Annotated in this window: 19 protein-coding genes; 10 read left to right on the top strand and 9 right to left on the bottom strand. The window is 60.8% G+C overall.

Annotated features, from left to right (window positions below):
* Positions 1-3: 3 nt before the first annotated feature.
* Both pedF and TU81_RS30935 read right to left on the bottom strand, forming a co-directional pair.
* Positions 4-465: a cytochrome c-550 PedF gene (gene pedF, locus TU81_RS09340; RefSeq protein ID WP_048394661.1), complete on the bottom strand. Its 462-nt coding sequence runs from the start codon at positions 463-465 to the stop codon at positions 4-6.
* A gap of 103 nt (positions 466-568) precedes the next feature.
* A complete protein-coding gene (locus tag TU81_RS30935; protein ID WP_007907038.1) occupies positions 569-697 on the bottom strand; it encodes a hypothetical protein in 129 nt (42 codons plus the stop codon).
* A gap of 160 nt (positions 698-857) precedes the next feature.
* Here TU81_RS30935 and TU81_RS09345 point away from each other — a divergent pair, with 160 nt between their 5' ends.
* From TU81_RS09345 to TU81_RS09370, 6 genes are all read left to right on the top strand, one after another.
* The gene (locus TU81_RS09345) at positions 858-2042 is read left to right on the top strand and encodes an ABC transporter substrate-binding protein (protein ID WP_048394662.1); all 1185 of its coding nucleotides are present in this window, start codon (positions 858-860) and stop codon (positions 2040-2042) included.
* 40 nt (positions 2043-2082) lie between these two features.
* A complete protein-coding gene (locus TU81_RS09350; protein ID WP_048394664.1) occupies positions 2083-3042 on the top strand; it encodes a YVTN family beta-propeller repeat protein in 960 nt (319 codons plus the stop codon).
* Complete coding sequence (locus TU81_RS09355; protein ID WP_048394666.1) at positions 3039-3782, top strand: ABC transporter ATP-binding protein; 744 nt, start codon at positions 3039-3041, stop codon at positions 3780-3782. Before TU81_RS09350 ends, TU81_RS09355 begins: the two co-directional genes overlap by 4 nt.
* Positions 3779-4570: an ABC transporter permease gene (locus TU81_RS09360; protein WP_048394668.1), complete on the top strand. Its 792-nt coding sequence runs from the start codon at positions 3779-3781 to the stop codon at positions 4568-4570. The genes TU81_RS09355 and TU81_RS09360 overlap by 4 nt, the downstream gene beginning before the upstream one ends.
* A 259-nt stretch (positions 4571-4829) precedes the next feature.
* Positions 4830-5387 (top strand): PQQ-dependent catabolism-associated CXXCW motif protein, encoded by a 558-nt coding sequence (locus TU81_RS09365; RefSeq protein WP_048394672.1) that lies wholly within the window; start codon positions 4830-4832, stop codon positions 5385-5387.
* Positions 5388-5446: 59 nt separating this feature from the next.
* Positions 5447-6112, top strand: coding sequence for a response regulator transcription factor (locus tag TU81_RS09370; protein WP_008005351.1), 666 nt, complete (start codon positions 5447-5449; stop codon positions 6110-6112).
* Positions 6113-6254: 142 nt separating this feature from the next.
* Here TU81_RS09370 and nahK read toward each other — a convergent pair whose 3' ends face one another.
* The 6 genes from nahK to TU81_RS09400 all read right to left on the bottom strand — a co-directional run bounded on the left by nahK (position 6255) and on the right by TU81_RS09400 (position 14194).
* Positions 6255-8888, bottom strand: a complete 2634-nt coding sequence (gene nahK / locus TU81_RS09375; RefSeq protein WP_390176082.1) for a hybrid sensor histidine kinase/response regulator NahK/ErcS' — start codon at positions 8886-8888, stop codon at positions 6255-6257.
* Positions 8818-9981: a nitric oxide-sensing protein NosP gene (nosP, locus tag TU81_RS09380; RefSeq protein WP_048394676.1), complete on the bottom strand. Its 1164-nt coding sequence runs from the start codon at positions 9979-9981 to the stop codon at positions 8818-8820. Before nosP ends, nahK begins: the two co-directional genes overlap by 71 nt.
* A gap of 240 nt (positions 9982-10221) precedes the next feature.
* Positions 10222-11406 carry a porin gene (locus TU81_RS09385; RefSeq protein ID WP_008005357.1) on the bottom strand — a complete coding sequence of 395 codons (1185 nt, stop codon included), beginning with the start codon at positions 11404-11406 and terminating at the stop codon, positions 10222-10224.
* 209 nt (positions 11407-11615) lie between these two features.
* Positions 11616-12422 (bottom strand): sulfite exporter TauE/SafE family protein, encoded by an 807-nt coding sequence (locus tag TU81_RS09390; protein ID WP_038984194.1) that lies wholly within the window; start codon positions 12420-12422, stop codon positions 11616-11618.
* 9 nt (positions 12423-12431) lie between these two features.
* On the bottom strand, positions 12432-13676 hold the full coding sequence (locus tag TU81_RS09395) for an NAD(P)/FAD-dependent oxidoreductase (protein ID WP_048394683.1): 1245 nt from the start codon (positions 13674-13676) through the stop codon (positions 12432-12434).
* A 182-nt stretch (positions 13677-13858) separates the two neighbouring features.
* Positions 13859-14194 (bottom strand): ArsR/SmtB family transcription factor, encoded by a 336-nt coding sequence (locus tag TU81_RS09400; protein ID WP_032830345.1) that lies wholly within the window; start codon positions 14192-14194, stop codon positions 13859-13861.
* A 104-nt stretch (positions 14195-14298) separates the two neighbouring features.
* Between TU81_RS09400 and TU81_RS09405 the strand changes: the two genes are divergently transcribed.
* Positions 14299-15162 (top strand): MBL fold metallo-hydrolase, encoded by an 864-nt coding sequence (locus TU81_RS09405; protein WP_048394684.1) that lies wholly within the window; start codon positions 14299-14301, stop codon positions 15160-15162.
* Between the two features lie 123 nt (positions 15163-15285).
* Here TU81_RS09405 and bkdR read toward each other — a convergent pair whose 3' ends face one another.
* Positions 15286-15774: a Bkd operon transcriptional regulator BkdR gene (bkdR, locus tag TU81_RS09410; RefSeq protein WP_017339472.1), complete on the bottom strand. Its 489-nt coding sequence runs from the start codon at positions 15772-15774 to the stop codon at positions 15286-15288.
* Positions 15775-15959: 185 nt separating this feature from the next.
* On the opposite strand from bkdR, the gene TU81_RS09415 reads away from it, so the two are divergent.
* The 3 genes from TU81_RS09415 to TU81_RS09425 are packed head-to-tail and all read left to right on the top strand — an operon-like array spanning position 15960 to position 19524.
* Entirely contained in the window at positions 15960-17195 is a 1236-nt protein-coding gene (locus TU81_RS09415; protein WP_048394687.1) for a 3-methyl-2-oxobutanoate dehydrogenase (2-methylpropanoyl-transferring) subunit alpha, read from the top strand.
* Between the two features lies 1 nt (position 17196).
* Complete coding sequence (locus TU81_RS09420) at positions 17197-18255, top strand: alpha-ketoacid dehydrogenase subunit beta (RefSeq protein ID WP_048394689.1); 1059 nt, start codon at positions 17197-17199, stop codon at positions 18253-18255.
* Positions 18256-19524: a dihydrolipoamide acetyltransferase family protein gene (locus TU81_RS09425; protein WP_048394691.1), complete on the top strand. Its 1269-nt coding sequence runs from the start codon at positions 18256-18258 to the stop codon at positions 19522-19524.
* The last annotated feature ends 14 nt before the right edge of the window (positions 19525-19538 follow it).

A 19538-nucleotide genomic window follows, 5' to 3' on the forward strand; every position in this document is an offset into this window, starting at 1 on the left:
GGGTCACTCCTCGACGTGCACGCTGTCCAGGTAGGTGCGCACCGCCCACAAGGCTTCCTGGCTCAGGTAGTCGGCCATTTTCGGCATGTACACCCGGCCGTCACGCACGGCGCCATGGCGCACGCGTTCGACGAACCACTCATCACCGGCCTCGCCGACGTCGAGCATGCGCAAGTCGGGCGCGATGCCGCCGGACTTGGCTTCCAGGCCATGACAGGCCGCGCAGTTCTGGTTGTAGGCCGAAGAGCCGATTTGCACGGCTTTATCGCGTTCCGGAGAGGAACGGTATGGGTTCGCCGCCGCCCAACCATCGGCATCGACCTGCACACCGGCATCCTTGATCGGGGTCAGTCCCTGGGTTTCGACGGCTTGGGGTACCACGTTGCCATGGGCCCAGACGGAACCTGCGTTGATGAAACCGGCCAGCAGTCCGGCAACGAGCAAGGCGTTGCGTTTTGTTGTCATTGTTCTGCCCTCAAGATTGCACGCAAAACCTCTTTGAAGAGGCTATGGCACCCATCTTAGGAACGGCTTTGCGCCAACCCCATGCTGCTTTGGTGGCCGCGGCCTACTCCCTTGGTAGTAGGGCTTGTGGCGCAGGCCCGACCAATACGGGTCGGGCGCCGTGAAGCTTGTCGACGCCGATCAGGGTCAGGATCAGCAAAAACGGCAGGAGCAGTGCTTTGAGAATTCGCATGGTCAATCTCCCCCCTTGAGTGATGGCCGTTGTAACCCATGCTAAAACCGCGCCGTCCGGGGTGAGTTACTACCTTGGTACTGGCCCATCGGTACTTTCTGCATATTTCCCCGCCCGCCCAGGGTTCCTATGCTGACGCTACCTGTGATGGAGTGCCTTTATGCGCCAGCTCGCCCCTTATGCCTTGGTCTACTTGCTGGCGATTGCCTGCGCCGCCGGGGTGGCGACCCAGGTTCAGGCGGCCGATGCGCCGCTGCAGGTGCAGATCGGCTACCTCGGTTATCGCCCCGATCCTGGGCCATTGCTGTCGAATGTTATTCCCGAACCGACCGATGCCGGCCTGCGCGGCGCCGAACTGGCGATCACCGACAGCAACAGTACCGGGCGCTTTCTCAATCACAGCTACAGCCTGGTCAGCGCCAGCGTCGACAATCCGGATGCGCTGATTGAAGCGGCCAAAACCCAACATGAACAGGGCCTGCGCCTGTTTGTGGTGAATGCACCGGTGGAAACCCTGCGCCGACTCAGCGCCGTGCTACCCGACAGCCTGCTGTTCAATGCCGGCAGCCCCGATGACAGCCTGCGCAGCACCGATTGCTTGCCGAACGTGCTGCACAGCCTGCCAAGCCGCGCGATGCTGGCCGATGCGTTGGCGCAATTTCTGGTGCTGCGTAAATGGCAACGGGCACTGCTGATCGTCGGCCCGACCGCCGACGATCAAGCCTATGCCGCCGCCCTGCGTCGCGCGGCCAAGCGCTTCGGCCTGCAACTGGTGGCGGAGAAAGCCTGGAGTTTTGATAACGACCAGCGCCGCAGCGCCCAGGCCGACATGCCGCTGTTCACCCAGACCGCCGAGTACGACGTGGTGCTGGTGGGCGATGAACGCGGTGACTTCGGCGAGTACGTGCCCTACCAGACCTGGTATCCACGGCCGGTCGCCGGCACCCAGGGCCTGACGCCGGTGGGTTGGCACAAGACCGTGGAAACCTACGGCGCCGCGCAGTTGCAGAAACGCTTTGAAGCCCTGGCCGGGCGCTGGATGAACGACCGGGATTTTGCCGCCTGGATGGCCGTACGCAGCATCGCCAGTGCGGTGGGCAAACTGCGTCAGGCCGATGCCATGGCGATTCGTACGCTTGCAATCAGCGATCAATTGCCGCTGGACGGCTTCAAGGGTCGCAAGCTCAGTTATCGGCCGTGGAACGGTCAGTTGCGCCAGCCGATCCCCATCGTGCAACCCCGGGCGCTGGTCAGCACCTCGCCGCAAGACGGCTTCCTGCACCCCGTCACCGAAATGGACAGCCTGGGTTACGACAAAGCCGAGGTCAGCTGCCGCTTTCTCTGATCCTTTTTTTCACGACAACAACAACAATAAGGAATCTGCCATGCGCCGCACCCTGCTTTCCTGCGCCCTGCTGCTCGCCGCCGGGCACGCCGCTGCCAGCACCGCCTGGGTCTCCAACGAAAAGGACAACAGCCTGAGCCTGATCGACATGCAGACCCTGAAAGTCACCGACACCCTGCCCGTCGGCCAGCGCCCGCGCGGCCTGTTGCTGTCCCACGACAATAAGCTGCTGTACATCTGCGCCAGTGATTCGGACCGGGTCCAGGTGATGGACGTCGCCACGCGCAAGATCATCAAGGAACTGCCGTCGGGCAAAGACCCTGAGCAATTCGCCCTGCACCCGAATAATCGCTGGCTGTACGTCTCCAACGAGGACGATGCACTGGTGACGGTGATCGACACCGAAACCTCCAAGGTGCTGGGGCAAATCAGCGTCGGCGTCGAACCCGAAGGCATGGCCGTCAGCCCCGACGGCAAGTGGGCGGTGAACACCAGTGAAACCACCAACATGCTGCACTGGATCGATACCAGCACCCAGACCCTGGCCGACAACACCCTGGTCGATCAGCGGCCGCGTTTCGTCGAATTCAATCCCGATGGCTCGCAGCTCTGGGCCTCGGCGGAAATCGGCGGCACGGTGACGATTCTCGACGTCGCCAGCCGCAAGACCCTCAAGACCCTGACCTTCCAGATCAAAGGCGTGCACCCGGACAAAGTCCAGCCGGTGGGGATCAAACTCAGCGCCGACGGCAAGTACGGTTTCGTCGCGCTCGGCCCGGCCAATCATGTGGCGGTGATCGACGCCAAGACCTTCGAGATTGTTGATTACCTGCTGGTGGGCCGGCGCGTCTGGCAGATGTCGTTCACCCCGGATCAACGGCAATTACTGGCCACTAATGGCGTCAGTGGCGATGTGTCGGTAATCGATGTCGACAGCCTCAAGGTCACTAAATCGGTGAAGGTCGGGCGCTATCCGTGGGGCGTGGTGGTAACGCCATGAACGCCCTTGAAGTCAGCGACCTGAGTTTCGCTTACGGCCAGCGGGAGGCCTTGCGTCAGGTGAGTTTCAGCCTGGCACCGGGACGTTTTGCGGCGCTGCTGGGACCGAACGGCGCGGGCAAGTCGACGCTGATCGCCCTGCTCACCCGCCTTTATGATGTGCAGCGCGGTGATATTCGGGTCGGTGGCTGTTCGTTGCGCAACGCGGCACGCCCGGCGTTGAAGCAGTTGGGTGTGGTGTTTCAGCAAAGCACTTTGGATCTGGACCTTAGCGTCGAGCAAAACCTGCGTTATCACGCCGCGCTGCATGGCTTGTCTCGACGCCAGACCGGGCTGCGGGTCGACGCCGAACTGGCGCGTCAGGCGCTGACCGAACGCCGTCGCGAACGGGTGCGCGAACTCAATGGCGGGCATCGTCGGCGGGTGGAAATCGCCCGTGCGTTGTTGCACGAGCCAAGCTTGCTGCTGCTTGACGAGGCGAGTGTCGGCCTTGATCCGGCCAGTCGCCTGGCGCTCAACCAACACATCCGCAGCCTGTGCCGCGAGCACACCATCAGCGTGCTCTGGACCACTCATTTGCTGGATGAAGTGCAACCCAGCGACGACTTGCTGATCCTGCATCAAGGCCGTTTGGTGGCCAGTGGACAGGCAGACGCGTTGAGCCTGGAACATGGCGGTGACCTCGGTTCGGCCTTCGCTCGCCTGACCACTTCGGTCTCTTCAGGGGCAGTCGTCCAATGAACGCTTACTGGCAATGTTTTAGCGGTATCGTGCTGCGCGAATGGCTGCGCTTTGTGTTGCAGCGCACGCGGTTTCTCAGCGCGCTGGTGCGGCCGTTGTTGTGGCTGCTGGTGTTCGCCGCCGGTTTTCGCGCGGCACTCGGCATCGCCATCATCGAACCCTACGACACCTACATTCCCTATGAGGTTTACATCATCCCGGGCCTGGCCTGCATGATCCTGTTGTTCAACGGCATGCAAGGTTCGCTGTCGATGGTCTACGACCGGGAGATGGGCAGCATGCGCGTGCTACTGACCAGCCCCCTGCCCCGGACCTTTCTGCTGTGCAGCAAATTGCTGGCGACGTCGCTGATTTCGCTGTTGCAGGTGTATGCCTTTTTGGCGATTGCCTGGCTGTACGGCGTGCAACCGCCGGCCATGGGTTTGTTGCTGGCACTACCGGCGTTGCTGCTGGTGGCGTTGATGCTCAGCGCGCTGGGGCTGTTGCTGTCCAACGCCATCCGCCAGTTGGAGAACTTTGCCGGGGTGATGAACTTCGTGATCTTCCCGCTGTTTTTCCTGTCGTCAGCGCTGTATCCGCTGTGGAAAATGCGCGACTCCAGCGAGTGGTTGTATTGGCTGTGCGCCTTGAACCCGTTCACCCATGCGGTGGAACTGGTGCGGTTTGCGCTGTATGAACGTTTCAACCCGGTCGCGCTGGTGGTGTGTGTGGGGCTGACGCTGGTATTCGCCCTGCTGGCGGTACTCACCTTCAACCCGCAGCATGCGGCCCTGCGCAAAACCAACTGACAACACATTCCCCCTGTGGGAGCGGGCTTGCTCGCGAAGAGGCCAGTACATTCAACAACTTTGTCGACTGACACACCGCTTTCGCGAGCAAGCCCGCTCCCACATTGGATCTTCATTGAGCACAGCATTGGCGTACGACGCAGGTCCCATAAAACAGCACAAATTACTACTTTAGTACTGGTTTACCTGTCTATCGTCGCATTCACAACGCACCGCTACTGGCATGTAATGGGTTCATAACTATAAGGACTGAACCCCCATGCCGCGTGCACGACGTGTTCTGCTGTGCCCTTCTCTCGCCGCGCTGTTGCTGAGCCTGTTGCTGGGCGCCGCGCAGGCTGAAACGGCGCTGTTCTCCGCCGAAGGTTATCGCATCGGCCAGTACCGCAGTCCGACCCCGACTCAGCTCCAGGGGGCGAGTATCATCGACACGCCCGCCCTGCAAAACCTGCTCAAGCACACACCGCAGCCGCTGCTGATCGATGTCTACCGCCGGCAATGGCTGCAAGGCCGTTTCATCGAAGACGAGGCCCACGAAAACCTGCCCGGCAGCCATTGGCTGGCCAATACCGGTGACGGCGACCTGCCGCCCCCGTGGCAGGATTATTTCGCGCGCCACCTGCAGCAATTGACGGCGGGCGACCTGACGCGACCGCTGGTCTTTTACTGCCGCTCCGATTGCTGGTTGAGCTGGAACGCGGTAAAACGCGCCGCTTCCATGGGCTATAAGACACTGTATTGGTACCGCGACGGACTGGATGCGTGGCAAGCGGCAAATCTGCCCCTGACGCCGGCACGGCCCGAGCCCTTTCCCTGACTTGAGCGCTTGCGAGTTGTTGCCACACCCTGATCAAAAAAATAATGAGGTGAAAGGCCATGTACAAAATTCTGATTGCCGACGATCACCCGCTGTTTCGCGAAGCCATTCATAACGTCATCAGCGACGGTTTCCCCGGCAGTGAGGTCATGGAAACCGCCGACCTCGACAGCGCCCTGGCCCTGACCCAGGAACACGACGACCTGGACCTGATCCTGCTCGACCTGAACATGCCCGGCATGCACGGCCTGAATGGCCTGATCAACCTGCGCAACGAGGCGCCGACCATTCCGGTGGTGATCGTCTCGGCCGAGCAGGACAAGCAAATCGTGCTGCAAGCCATCACCTATGGCGCGGTGGGGTTCATCACCAAGTCCTCGCCTCGGGTGCAGATGACCGAGGCGATCCAGCAGATTCTCAATGGCAATGTGTACCTGCCGCCGGACATCATCCGCACGCAAAAAAGCGGCACTCACCGCCGGATGAATGACACCCCAAGCTTCCCGCCCGAATTGCTCCAGGCATTGACCCGCAAGCAGTTGCTGGTGCTTGAGCGTATGACCAAAGGCGAGTCGAACAAACAGATCGCCTACACCCTGGAAATCGCCGAAACCACGGTCAAGGCTCACGTCTCGGCGATATTGCGCAAACTCAATGTGCACAATCGGGTGCAGGCGATTTTGAGTGCCGGGGATATTGATTTCGGGTCGTATTTGCGGCGCTGAATTCGCAGGCAACCAGAAGACCGAGTCGCCCCCTTCGCGAGCAAGCCCGCTCCCACATTGACCGAGTCGACTCAGATCTAATGTGGGAGCGGGCTTGCTCGCGAAGGGGCCCTAAAAATCACCCAACTCTCTCAGGCCCACCTCAAGGCCGACCAAGCAAATGACTCATCGCCGTCTTGAGCTTCATCGGCCGCACCGGTTTGTGCATCAGGGTGTGGCCCAGTTCGCGGATTTGCTGTTTGAGTTCGTTGCTGTAGTTGGCGGTGATCATCATCGCCGGGATCGCTGAAGCGCGACGGGCGTTGATGCGGGCCACGGCGTCGACCCCATTCTTCTCATCATCCAGGTGATAGTCGGCGATCAGCAGATCGGCCTCGTCGTGATAATTATCCACTTGCCGCGCCAGGTCCTCCTCCGACAGCGCCGTGACCACCCGGCAGCCCCACCCCTCGAGCAAGGTGCGCATCCCCGCGCAAATGGCCGCGTCGTTGTCCAGCACCCACACCCGTGCACCGCGCAGGCGTTCGAGCATCGGTTCGCTCATCAGCAGGTTCGGCAATGCCTTGGGCGCCGTGGCACTCAAAGGCACTTCGACGGAAAACATCGAGCCTTTGCCCGGCCATGAACGCACGTGAATCCGATGGCCGAGAATGCGGGCGATTTTCTCGACGATCGCCAGGCCCAGCCCCAAGCCGCGATCCTGATCGGGACGCTGTACGTCACCGCGTTTGAACTCCTGAAAAATCTCCTCCAGACGGTTTTCAGCAATGCCCATACCGCTGTCCCAGACTTCGATGGTCAGCCGCTGATGATGACGCCGGCAGCCGAGCACCACACGCCCGCTGTAGGTGTAGCGAATGGCATTGCTCAGCAGATTACGCAGGATCCGCGCGAGCAACTGGATGTCGCTGCGCACCAGCGCCGAACACGGGATGAAATGCAGTTCAAGCCCTTCACTGCGGGCCACTTGGGTGTATTCGGCGGCGAGGTTTTCCAGCAATTCGCTCAGGGCAAATGGCGCAATGTCGGCCTTGATCACCCCGGCATCGAGTTTGGAAATGTCCACCAGGGTGCCCAGCAGGTTCTCCACGTCTTCCAGAGAATTGCTGACGTTGCGCACCAGAATTTCGTTAGCCACCGGCTCCCGGCGTTCCAGCAAGGCGCTGGTAAACAACCGCGCGGCATTCAGCGGTTGCAGCAGGTCGTGACTGACCGCCGCGAGAAATTTGGTCTTCGACAGGTTGGCCTGCTCGGCCTCGAGCTTGGCCTCGCGCAAGCGTGACTCCACCCGGCGGCGCTCGTCGATTTCGCGCAGCAATTGGTCATTGAGGGTGGTCAGTTCGGTGGTGCGTTCACGCACTCGCAACTCAAGGTTCTGATAGGCCTGATGCAGTGCCTCGGCGGTGCGGCGGCGCTCGGTGATGTCGCGGATCAACACGAAAATCCCCACCACTTCCCCGGTGGCCAAGCGATTGGGCACGTAGGAGCGCAGCATGTAGCGCTCCTGATTGTTGATGTTGGTTTCGGCAAACTCGAACGTCACGCTCTCGCCGGCAAGGGCCCGGGCCACGTAGGCTTCCAGGCGTTGATAATGCTGTTCACTGTGAACTTCGCGCAGGCTCTGCCCGAGCATCACGCCCCGGGGCCAGCAGTACCATTCTTCGTAGACTTTGTTGGTGAATTCATAGACCAGATCGGCATTCAGGTAGGCGATCAGCGCCGGCACATGGTCCGTGATCAGACGAATCCAGCGCTCACTCTCGCTGAGCGCTTCGGCGTGCTGGTAGCGTTCGGTGATGTCGGTGAAGGTGTTGACGAAACCGCCGGTGGGCAACGGATGGGTGCGGATTTCCAGCACCCGGCCATCGTAGAGGCGCTGCTCGCATTCTTGCACGTGCCGCCCGTTCGGGTCGCGACTGGCCGGGGTCAGCAGGTTCAGTTCGCTGTCGGCAATCACTTCGGCGAATGGCCGATGGGCCGCCACCGGGGCCAGGCCGCTGAGTTCCAGGAAGCGTCGGTTCCACAGTTCCAGAATGCCCTCGGCGTTGACCATCGCCACCCCTTGGGACAGGTTGTCGACCGCCCGTTGCAACAAGTGCGACTTCTGCGCCACGGCCTGCTCGCGGCGCAGGGTTTCGCTGAGTTTGACGTCGGTAATATCAGTGAACAGGATCACCCGCCCACCTTCCTGAGTCGGCCGTTCGCTGACTTGCAGCCAGCGCCCGTTGTGCAGGCGATAGAGCAGGTTTTCGTCGGCATGCCCGCGGGGTTCTTCACTGAACAGTCCGGTCGAGGTCATCAACCGTTTGACCTCGCGCAGGCGCATGCCGGCGGTAATCCGCACTCGACTGTTACCCCAAAACGCCTTGAAGCGGCTGTTGAACAGCACGATCCGCTGCTCGGCATCGAACAATACAAAGGCGTCGGAAATGCTTTCGATGGCGTCGATCAAGTGTTGATGGGCGGTTTCGGCCCGCAGCCGTGCCTCGCTGAGCAAATGATTGCCGGCCTTGAGTTCGGCCATGGCCTGGTTCAGGGCATCGGTGCGTTCACGCACCTGCTCGGCCAGCACCACCGAATGCTGGAACGCCGCATACGGGTCATTGCCGCGGGTGATGCCGGATTCGATGCGCTCGATCAACGCGCCATTGATGCGCTGCAGTTTGTGGTTTTCGTGGCGCAGGCTGGCGATCTGCGCCTGAAGGTCAGCGCTGTCCAGGGGAGCGGCCTCGGGCAATGGCAACCCCGGTGAAGGTCTGGTTGATGTGCATGCCATTGAACTGTTCTCCGTAGGTGTTGAAACCCATCACCCGCTGGTACCGCAGAAACGCGCCGATCTGCTCGAGATTGCCGCCGTCTTCCAGTTCCAGACGCCTGAGAAAACAGTCGCAGCCGATGGTCAGCAACAGGTCCCCAAGACGCTCCTGCAAACCGTCGAACAGGTTTTGCAGATTCGGCAGCATGGGGCCCGGGGTCATGACGGTGAGGACGATGCCGTTTTCCACCGCACAGTAGAAACTCAGGCTCAGGTCCGGATGAACCTGCTGGATCGCCCGCACGTAGTACTGGTCGTTGATCCGCACCGCCAACGGGTGCGCGGCAAAGATCCGATAATCGAGGTCAGCCACCGCCACGCCGATGTGCCGGGCGTACTCCTCGGCGGCTGGTTCGGCGTTGAGCTCGAATACCCGGCGCGAGGCGCTGTCGGCAGCGGTGACCACCAGTTTCTCGGCCCTGGGCAGGATGTGGTGGGTGGTGAAGACTTCGAAGTCCAGCCAGGTATTGACCAGCACCACCACCGCCGCGCCGCTGTGAAACTCGCCGCCGAAATACACATGGGTGTGGGTCAGGTAGTTGTCGTCTCCGGCCGAACCGCCAAAATGCGGAATGTCGCCCAAGGCCGCGCTCAGGGCCGCGAGAACCATCTCTTCACGGCTGGACAAGCCGTCGAGCAGGGTCAGGGCAAAGCTGTTGCCCTTGATCGGCGCCAAGGTGTTGCTGCGACAGCCACTGACCAGTCGCTCGACCATTTGCTGGGCATCGATCAGGCTGAAATGTTCCATTTCATCGATCAGTTCGGTGGAGATGGAAAAGTGCCGATGATCGAAGCCCACCGCGGTCACGCAACTGCGGCCATAACCTTGGGAGGTGATTTCCCCGGCGCTGGTGCAACCCACCAGACGAATGCCGCCGAAGCTCTGTTGTAACGCCTGCCCCAGCGCCTGCAAGTCGTACTCGGCGGAGCAGAAGAACAGCACAAAGCCCAAATGCGGGTGCAAGAGTTGTCGCGCCAGATCCTGGGCCGCTTGCTGGGCATCGGTGGCTTGGGACATGGCGCTGACCACACCGTCGTTCTGAACCTGCTGCATCCTCGCCCCTCGCCGGTGCGCCTGTATGAGGCACGAGTGTACGAAGCCTGCGGGCGGCGGCGAATGCTACTTGGGTAGTGGGTGGGTGGTTCGATGGGATGAGAGCCGGACGGCATCCTCAAACCACCGAATGTCCCTGTAGGAGCGAGGCTTGCCCGCGAAGAGGCCGTCACATTCAACATTAATGTCGACTGACACACCGCTTTCGCGGGCAAGCCTCGCTCCTACAGGGGATCTGCGTTACCAGGTCAACACCGCCCCCACCGCAAACGTATCGGTGTCTTCATTCTGGGCGCTGGTGTCGTGGCCGTTGATTTCGAACTGGTTGTACTCGGCCACCAACTTCAGGTTGTCGTTGACGTCATGGAACAGTGCAATGCCGCGGGTCTCGTAATCGGCGCCGCTGCCGACCACGCCGTTACCGTCATCCTCGGTCTTGCCGTAAGACAGGGCCAGGCGGTTCTTGCCGAGTTTGTAGGAGCCCTGCAACAGGTAACCGTCGCTGTCGACATTGCGCAGGGTCGGTTCGCCGGCGTTGTTGGTGAAGAACGGATTGATGCCCTTGGCCTGGAAACCGGAGCCGGTCAGCGACAGCCCGCCCATCTTCGCCTGCACGCCGTAGCCGACGCCTTTGGAGGTGACGGACTCGACGCTGGAGTCGGTGTTGTCCGAAGTCTGGTAGCTGCCGTTGAGCCAGCTGTAAATCTTCGCTCCGCCGACGTCGAACTGATAGGTGATCTCGCTCTCGGTGCGCGGGTTCTCCTGATACGCCTTGCCCGTCGCGCTGCTGTCGTTGGTGTCGACCGGGTCCATGATCCCGACCGCCACCCGCAAACCGTCCATCACCGGGGTGCGATAGGTAATCTGTGACGTCGGGAACGGGTATGGGTAGCCGCTGCCGATGTTGCCGAACGACACCCCGCCGCCGTCCACCAGGCCCAACGTATCGCTGACCTGACCATAACCGGCGAGCAATTCGTCGAGCAGGATGTTGGAGCGGGCAAACAGGCCGAAGTCCTTGCCGATCAACACCTCACCCCACTCTGGATTGGCCACCGTGCCGTAGAACTGCCGCACGTCGATGGCGGTATCGGTGCCGTTGGTTTCGCTGTCGTTGATGGTCACCCAGAACGAGGCGCGGGCGCCGAGCTTGAGGTCATCGACCTGCTTGCCCATGTTGAAGCCCAGATAGTTGGGCAGAAACCCCATCTTCACCCGCGCCTGGCGCCGGTCGTACTGCTCGCCGGCCCGGTCCACGTCGCTGTTCACGTAGAAGGCGTTGATGTAGCCATCCGTGGAGAACGTGGTCTGGTCCTTGTCGTACAGCATGATCTCGGCCTCGGCCATTGAGCTCAGGCCAAGGGACGACAGGCTGGCGATGAAGGCCGGCAAGAAACGATGCTTGAAGTTCTTATTGTTGTGCATGACGCGCTCCGCAACGGGGGACTTGATGTCGGAGGCGATTATCGAAAGTGGACCGGCGGCGTCATACGCTGCCTTGGGTGCGGTTGTCAGCTGCTTTGGATTGGCGGGTAGCGCGCGGCAAATTCGGTGTAAGACCGCCCGCAGGACAGGCCCGGAACTTAGGGTGTAAGCCTGTGGACCGGACTGGCGTCCACAGGAACTGGTATCCGCTAGACGAGCGCTCTAAACAGCATGTAAACGGCGATCACCACGCAGACGCTGGCGAAGCCGATCTGCAGCCCTCGGGCCGGCACCCGCGCGCAGAGTTTTCGGCCGAGGATCATCCCGACGATGCTGGCGACAATGAACGACACGCCCAAAGCATCGATCCGCACCCCGGCATGAAACGCGCCGATTACGCCGATTACCGAGATCAGACTGATCACCATCAACGAAGTAGCGACGATGCCGCGCATCTGCACATCGGTCAGCTGCTTGAACGCCGGCACAATCAGAAAGCCGCCGCCAACACCGAGCAGCCCCGAAACCACACCAGTCACCGCGCCGAGTGCCGCCAGAGTTGCGGTGCATTTGGCGGTCCAGGAAAAACGCCCGGTCTGCTGATCGAGCATGCAATTCTTCTGGCCCCAGTTGGCATGCCCGTGATCGCTCGGACCATCGTCGTGCTTTTCCCGGCGCAACATCCGCCAGGCCACCATGACCATCAGCAGACTGAACAGGACCATCAGGATCTTTTCCGGCAACTGATGGGCGAAATAGATACCTACCGGCGAAAACACCGCGCCGAGCAGTGCAATCAACAACGCCGCGCGATAGCGCACCAGGCCATGGCGCAAACCGTCAATTGCACCGATCGCCGCCGCACTGCCCACCGCGAACAAGGCGACGGGCGCCGCTTGGGTCATGGTCAAACCCAGCCCCAGCACCAGGGCCGGCACCGCAAGAATACCGCCACCGGCACCGGTCAAACCGAGCACCAGGCCCATGACCACACCGAAAAAACTGGCCAGCAACATAGGGTTCTCTCAGTCAACCTTGGACAGATGGGTCAGCCATTCACGGCCCTTGAGCAGGCCATTCCAGTAGAACCACGGCAGCAAGGTCGCCTTGAGAAACCAGGCCGAACGGCGCGGCACCGTCGGGTCGAGGGGAAAGGTCGGCAGCAACTTACCGGCGTAACCGAACTCGGCGAGAATCACCTTGCCCTTCTCCACCGTCAGCGGGCAGGAACCGTAGCCGTCGTACTTGAGTGGCAACGGTAGTTGCTTGCGCAGGGCCAGCAGGTTTTGCGCCACCACCACGATTTGCTTGCGCGCGGCGGCGGCAGTTTTCGCGTTGCTGGTGGAGCAGACATCGCCCAAGGCAAAGACGTTGGTATAGCGCACGTGTTGCAGGCTGTGCGGGTTCACTTCGCACCAGCCAGCAGCGTCGGACAACGGGCTTTGGCGGATGAAATCCGGCGAGACCTGAGGCGGTACGACGTGCAGCAGATCGAAGGTTTTTTCTTCTACGGTCACGACACCTGCTGCGTCCTTGACCTCGAACCACGCAGTTTTCGACGGTCCGTCAACCTTGACCAGATTGGAATTGAAGACCAGCCGGGCGTTGTACTTTTCGATGTACTTCATGAGCGGCGGCACGAATGTCGCCACGCCGAATAACGCAGCGCCGGCCAGATTGAACTCGACGTCGAATTTGGTCAGAACGCCAGTTTTACGCCAGTGATCGCAGGACAAGTACAAGGCTTTCTGCGGCGCACCAGCGCATTTGATCGGTATCGCTGGCTGGGTGAAGATCGCTTTGCCGCCGCGCAATCCCTGGACCAGTTCCCAGGTGTAGGCCGCGTGCCGATAGCTGTAATTGGAGGTCACGCCATTCTGGCCGAGGGTGTCCTGCAAGCCTTCGATTTTCTCCCAGGCCAGGCGCAAACCGGGGCAGACAACGAGGTTCTGGTAACTGACGGTGCGGCCATCGTCGAGGGTCAGTTGTTTGCTGTCGGGGGCGATGTCAGTCACGGACGCCTGCAACCAGGTGGCCTGACGCGGCATCACCGAAGACATCGGGCGCGCGGTGTTTTTCACCGCGTAAGCACCGCCGCCCACCAGTGTCCACGCCGGTTGGTAGTAATGCTGGCTGTCGGGTTCGATGACGGTAATTTTTAAACCCGGATCGCGTTTCAGCAGGCTGGCAACCAAACCAATGCCGGCGGTCCCGCCGCCTATTACCACGATGTCGGCACTGATGGATGGGCCCCAGTGTTGATCGTTCATCATTCATTCCTTGTTATTGCACGCATGGCTCAGGGTTCAGTCTTTAGCCAGACAGTTAAGCGCAATCCATGTGGGAGCGGGCTTGCTCGCGAAGAGGGCGGCACAGTCAACATTGATGTCGCCTGACACACCGCTTTCGCGAGCAAGCCCGCTCCCACATGAGGTTGCACTTGGCATTAAGTTCAGCCCCAGCTTTTCAGCACCGCTCCGCAATACAGGCCGGACAGCGTCTTCATCACCTGAATCACTTCGTGACTGGCTAAACCATAGAATATGTACTTGCCTTCACGACGGGTGACTACCAATCCCTCGTCGCGCAGAATGCCCAGCTGTTGGGACAGGGTGGGCTGGCGCACGCCGGTCATTTTTTCCAGTTCGCCGACGTTGCGCTCGCCCTGAGTCAATTGACAGAGGATCAGCAAGCGGTCCTCGTTGGCCAAAGCCTTGAGCAGCGCGCAAGCTTTTGAGGCCGAGGCCCGGAGCTGGGCGACTTCACATTCGGTCAGACTGGATTGCATTTGCAGGATGCCTTCGACGTCACTTAAGCTGCGGACATTATGTTTAAACATAAAGTGTTGCAACCGGTTATTGCCCTCCCGCCCCTTTCCACAGGTTCGTACTCATGTCTGCGTTGATTGAAGCCTTCCTCGACCCCGCCTCGTCGACCTACAGCTACGTGATATACGAACACGATGGCGGGCACTGCGCGATTGTCGACCCCGTGCTGGATTACGACCCCGCCGCCGGGCGCACCGCGACCGTCCAGGCAGACAAAATCATCGCCTTCGTGCGCGAACATCAGTTGCAGGTGCAATGGCTGCTGGAAACCCACGCCCATGCCGATCACCTGTCGGCCGCGCCTTATCTGCGTCGGGAACTGGGCGGCAAGATTGCGATTGGTCAGTCGATCAGCAAGGTTCAGGGGGTATTCAAGACGCTGTTCAATCTCGAACCGGGATTTAGCGTCGATGGTTCACAGTTCGATCACCTGTTCGCGCCGGACGAGTCATTCCGGATCGGTAACCTCAAGGCCACGGCCCTGCATGTGCCCGGGCATACCCCGGCGGACATGGCGTATTTGATCGACGGCGATGTGATTCTGGTGGGCGATACGTTGTTTATGCCGGACGTCGGCACCGCGCGTTGCGATTTCCCCGGCGGCAACGCCAATCAGATGTTTGCCTCGATCCAGAAACTGTTGGCCTTCCCCGCCAGCGTGCGGCTTTACGTCTGCCACGATTACCCGCCCACCGGCCGCGCTCCGCAATGCCAGAGCACGGTTGGCGAGCAGCGCAAAAGCAACATTCATATTCACGACGGCGTTGATGAGGCCGCTTTCGTCGCCATGCGCACCCAGCGCGATGCCGGATTGTGCATGCCGACGTTGTTGTTGCCAGCGATTCAAGTGAATGTGCGGGCGGGGAATTTGCCGCCGGCGGAAGAGAATGGCGTCACCTATTTAAAGATCCCCCTGAATCAACTCTAGTCCTGTCGATCGTTCCCACGCTCCGCGTGGGAATGCATCCCGTGACGCTCTGCGTCACATCCGGAAGCGGAACGCGGAGCGTCCCCGGCGGCATTCCCACGCGGAGCGTGGGAACGATCATCTTCAGTTGGCCAGGGTCAACCCATTCGCCGGCAACGGCAGCGCCGTCTTATACCTCACCTGTTTGAGCGCAAAGCTGGAACGGATGTTCGCCACCCCCGGCACTTTGGTCAGAAAATCCATCATGAAGCGCTCCAGCGACTGAATGGTCGGCACCAGCACGCGGATCAGATAGTCAGGGTCGCCGGCCATCAAATAGCACTCCATCACTTCCGGGCGATCCGAGATCGCCTCTTCGAAATGCTGCAACGCCTCCTCCACCTGTTTCTCCAGGCTGACGTGAATGAACACATTCACATGCAGCCCCAACAGGTCGGCATCCAGCAGGGTCACTTGCTCACGAATCAGCCCTAATTCCTCCATCGCCTTGACCCGGTTGAAGCACGGCGTCGGTGACAGGTTCACCGAGCGCGCGAGGTCGGCGTTGGTGATGCGCGCGTTCTCCTGAAGGCTGTTGAGAATGCCGATATCGGTACGGTCCAGTTTGCGCATGAGACAAAACCACCTGTTTTTTATGTTTATGCAGATTTTTTATCCTCAAATGACCTCAAGCGCAACGAAACAGAGAGAAATATTCTTCTTGGGCCGGCCTATGATTGTTGTAGGACAAGAATTCTTTTACCGAAGAATGACTGCCAGCTCACTACAAGAAATTCACAAGATCGAGCGTAGAAGCCATGAACCAAGCGTACGAACCGCTGCGCCTGCACGTTCCCGAACCTTCGGGCCGCCCCGGCTGCAAAACCGACTTCTCCTACCTGCATCTGACTGACGCAGGCTTGGTGCGCAAACCCCCAATCGACGTTGAACCGGCCGACACGGCTGATCTGGCCAAAGGCCTGATTCGCGTGCTCGACGACCAGGGCAATGCCCTCGGTCCATGGGCCGAAGGCGTGCCAGTCGAGATCCTGCGTAAAGGCATGCGCGCCATGCTCAAGACGCGGATTTTCGACAACCGCATGGTGGTCGCCCAGCGTCAGAAAAAAATGTCGTTCTACATGCAAAGCCTTGGCGAAGAAGCCATCGGCAGCGCCCAGGCCCTGGCCTTGAACATCGACGACATGTGCTTCCCCACCTACCGTCAACAAAGCATCCTCATGGCCCGTGAAGTGCCATTGGTGGGCCTGATCTGCCAACTGTTGTCCAACGAGCGCGATCCGCTCAAAGGCCGTCAGCTGCCGATCATGTACTCGGTCAAAGACGCCGGCTTCTTCACCATTTCCGGCAACCTCGCCACTCAATTCGTTCAGGGCGTGGGCTGGGGCATGGCCTCGGCGATCAAGGGCGACACCAAAATCGCCTCGGCCTGGATCGGCGACGGCGCCACCGCTGAATCGGACTTCCACACCGCCCTCACCTTCGCCCACGTCTACCGTGCGCCGGTGATCCTCAACGTGGTCAACAACCAGTGGGCGATCTCGACGTTCCAGGCGATTGCCGGTGGTGAAGCCACCACCTTCGCCGGTCGTGGTGTCGGTTGCGGCATCGCCTCCCTGCGGGTCGATGGCAACGATTTTGTCGCGGTCTACGCCGCCTCTGCCTGGGCCGCCGAACGCGCGCGCCGTAATCTCGGCCCGACCATGATCGAATGGGTCACCTACCGTGCCGGCCCACACTCGACGTCCGATGACCCTTCCAAATACCGTCCTGCCGACGACTGGAGCCACTTCCCGTTGGGCGACCCGATTGCCCGCCTGAAGCAGCACCTGATCAAAATCGGTCAGTGGTCCGAAGAGGAACACGTCGCCGTCAGCGCCGAACTGGAAGCCGAAGTGATCGCCGCGCAGAAAGAAGCCGAGCAATACGGCACCCTCGCCGGCGGCCAGATTCCGAGCGCCGCGACCATGTTCGAAGACGTCTACAAAGAGATGCCGGAGCACTTGAAGCGCCAGCGTCAAGAGTTGGGGATCTGACATGAACGATCACAACAATAAAATCGAGTTGGAAACCGCCATGACCACGACCACCATGACCATGATCCAGGCCCTGCGCTCGGCCATGGATGTGATGCTTGAGCGTGACGACAACGTCGTGGTGTTCGGCCAGGACGTCGGCTACTTCGGCGGCGTGTTCCGTTGCACCGAAGGCCTGCAGAACAAGTACGGCACCTCCCGCGTATTCGACGCACCGATCTCCGAAAGCGGCATCGTCGGCGTCGCTGTGGGCATGGGCGCTTACGGTTTGCGGCCGGTGGCCGAGATCCAGTTCGCCGATTATGTTTACCCGGCGTCGGACCAGATCATTTCCGAAGCCGCCCGCCTGCGTTATCGCTCGGCCGGCGAGTTCACCGCACCGATGACCCTGCGCATGCCATGCGGCGGCGGCATCTACGGTGGCCAGACCCACAGCCAGAGCATCGAGGCGATGTTCACCCAGGTTTGCGGTTTACGCACGGTCATGCCGTCCAACCCTTACGACGCCAAAGGCCTGCTGATCGCCTCCATCGAAAACGATGACCCGGTGATCTTCCTCGAGCCAAAGCGCCTGTACAACGGCCCGTTCGATGGTCACCACGACCGTCCGGTAACCCCGTGGTCGAAACACCCTGCCGCGCAAGTGCCGGACGGTTACTACACCGTGCCGCTCGATGTCGCCGCCATCGCTCGTCCGGGCAAAGACGTGACCATCCTGACCTACGGCACCACGGTTTATGTGTCGCAAGTGGCGGCTGAAGAAACCGGCATCGACGCCGAGGTCATCGACCTGCGCAGCCTGTGGCCGCTAGACCTGGAAACCATCGTCAAGTCGGTGAAGAAAACCGGCCGTTGCGTGATCGTTCACGAAGCGACCCGCACCTGCGGTTTCGGCGCCGAACTGGTCGCCCTGGTGCAAGAGCACTGCTTCCACTACCTGGAAGCGCCGATCGAGCGCGTCACCGGTTGGGACACCCCCTACCCGCACGCGCAAGAGTGGGCGTATTTCCCTGGTCCGTCCCGTGTGGGCGCGGCTTTGCATCGGGTTATGGAGGTCTGAATGGGCACGCACGTTATTAAAATGCCGGACATTGGCGAAGGCATTGCAGAAGTTGAATTGTCGGTGTGGCACGTCAAGGTCGGCGACATGGTCGTCGAAGATCAGGTGCTGGCCGATGTCATGACCGACAAGGCGATGGTCGATATTCCATCCCCGGTGCATGGCAAGGTGATTGCGCTGGGCGGACAGCCTGGCGAAGTCATGGCGGTTGGCAGTGTGCTGATCAGCATTGAAGTTGAAGGCGCGGGCAACGTTAAAGAGTCGGCTCAGCCAGTAGCGGTTAAAGAAGCACCCGTTGCAGCGCCTAAAGTTGAAGCTGTTGTTGAAAGCAAACCGGTTGCGGTGCCTCGCCCGGCCGCTGTCTGCCAAGGCCCGATGGTTGCCCGCGAGGCCGATGAGCGTCCGCTGGCCTCCCCGGCCGTGCGCAAGCATGCGCTGGACCTCGGCATTCAATTGCGTCTGGTGCGTGGCAGCGGCCCTGCCGGTCGGGTGCTGCACGAAGACCTCGAAGCCTGGCTGGCTCAGGGTCAGTCGAATGCATCGACCGCCACCGCCGCTTACGCCCAGCGCAACGACGAAGAGCAGATCCCGGTGATCGGCATGCGCCGCAAGATCGCCCAGCGCATGCAAGACGCCACCCAGCGTGCTGCCCACTTCAGTTACGTCGAAGAAATCGACGTCACTGCCGTGGAAGAACTGCGCGCACACCTGAACGAAAAACACGGCGCGACTCGCGGCAAGCTGACCTTGCTGCCGTTCCTGGTCCGCGCGTTGGTCGTGGCTCTGCGAGACTTCCCGCAGATCAACGCCCGCTACGACGACGAAGCACAAGTCATCACCCGCCTCGGCGCGGTGCATGTCGGCGTCGCCACCCAAGCCGACATCGGCTTGATGGTGCCGGTTGTGCGTCATGCCGAAACCCGCAGCCTGTGGGACAGCGCCGCGGAAATCTCCCGTTTGGCCAACGCCGCGCGCACTGGCAAGGTCGGCCGTGACGAGCTATCCGGCTCGACCATCACCCTGACCAGCCTCGGCGCTTTGGGCGGCATCGTCAGCACCCCGGTGTTGAACCTGCCGGAAGTGGCGATCGTCGGCGTGAACAAAATCGTCGAACGGCCGATGGTCGTCAAAGGCCAGATCGTGATTCGCAAGATGATGAACCTCTCCAGCTCCTTCGATCACCGCGTGGTCGATGGCATGGACGCGGCGCAATTCATCCAGGCCGTTCGTGGTCTGCTCGAACAACCCGCAACCTTGTTTGTGGACTGATTATTAATGGAGCA

The sequence above is a fragment of the Pseudomonas lini genome (assembly GCF_001042905.1).
Lineage (GTDB): Bacteria > Pseudomonadota > Gammaproteobacteria > Pseudomonadales > Pseudomonadaceae > Aquipseudomonas > Aquipseudomonas lini.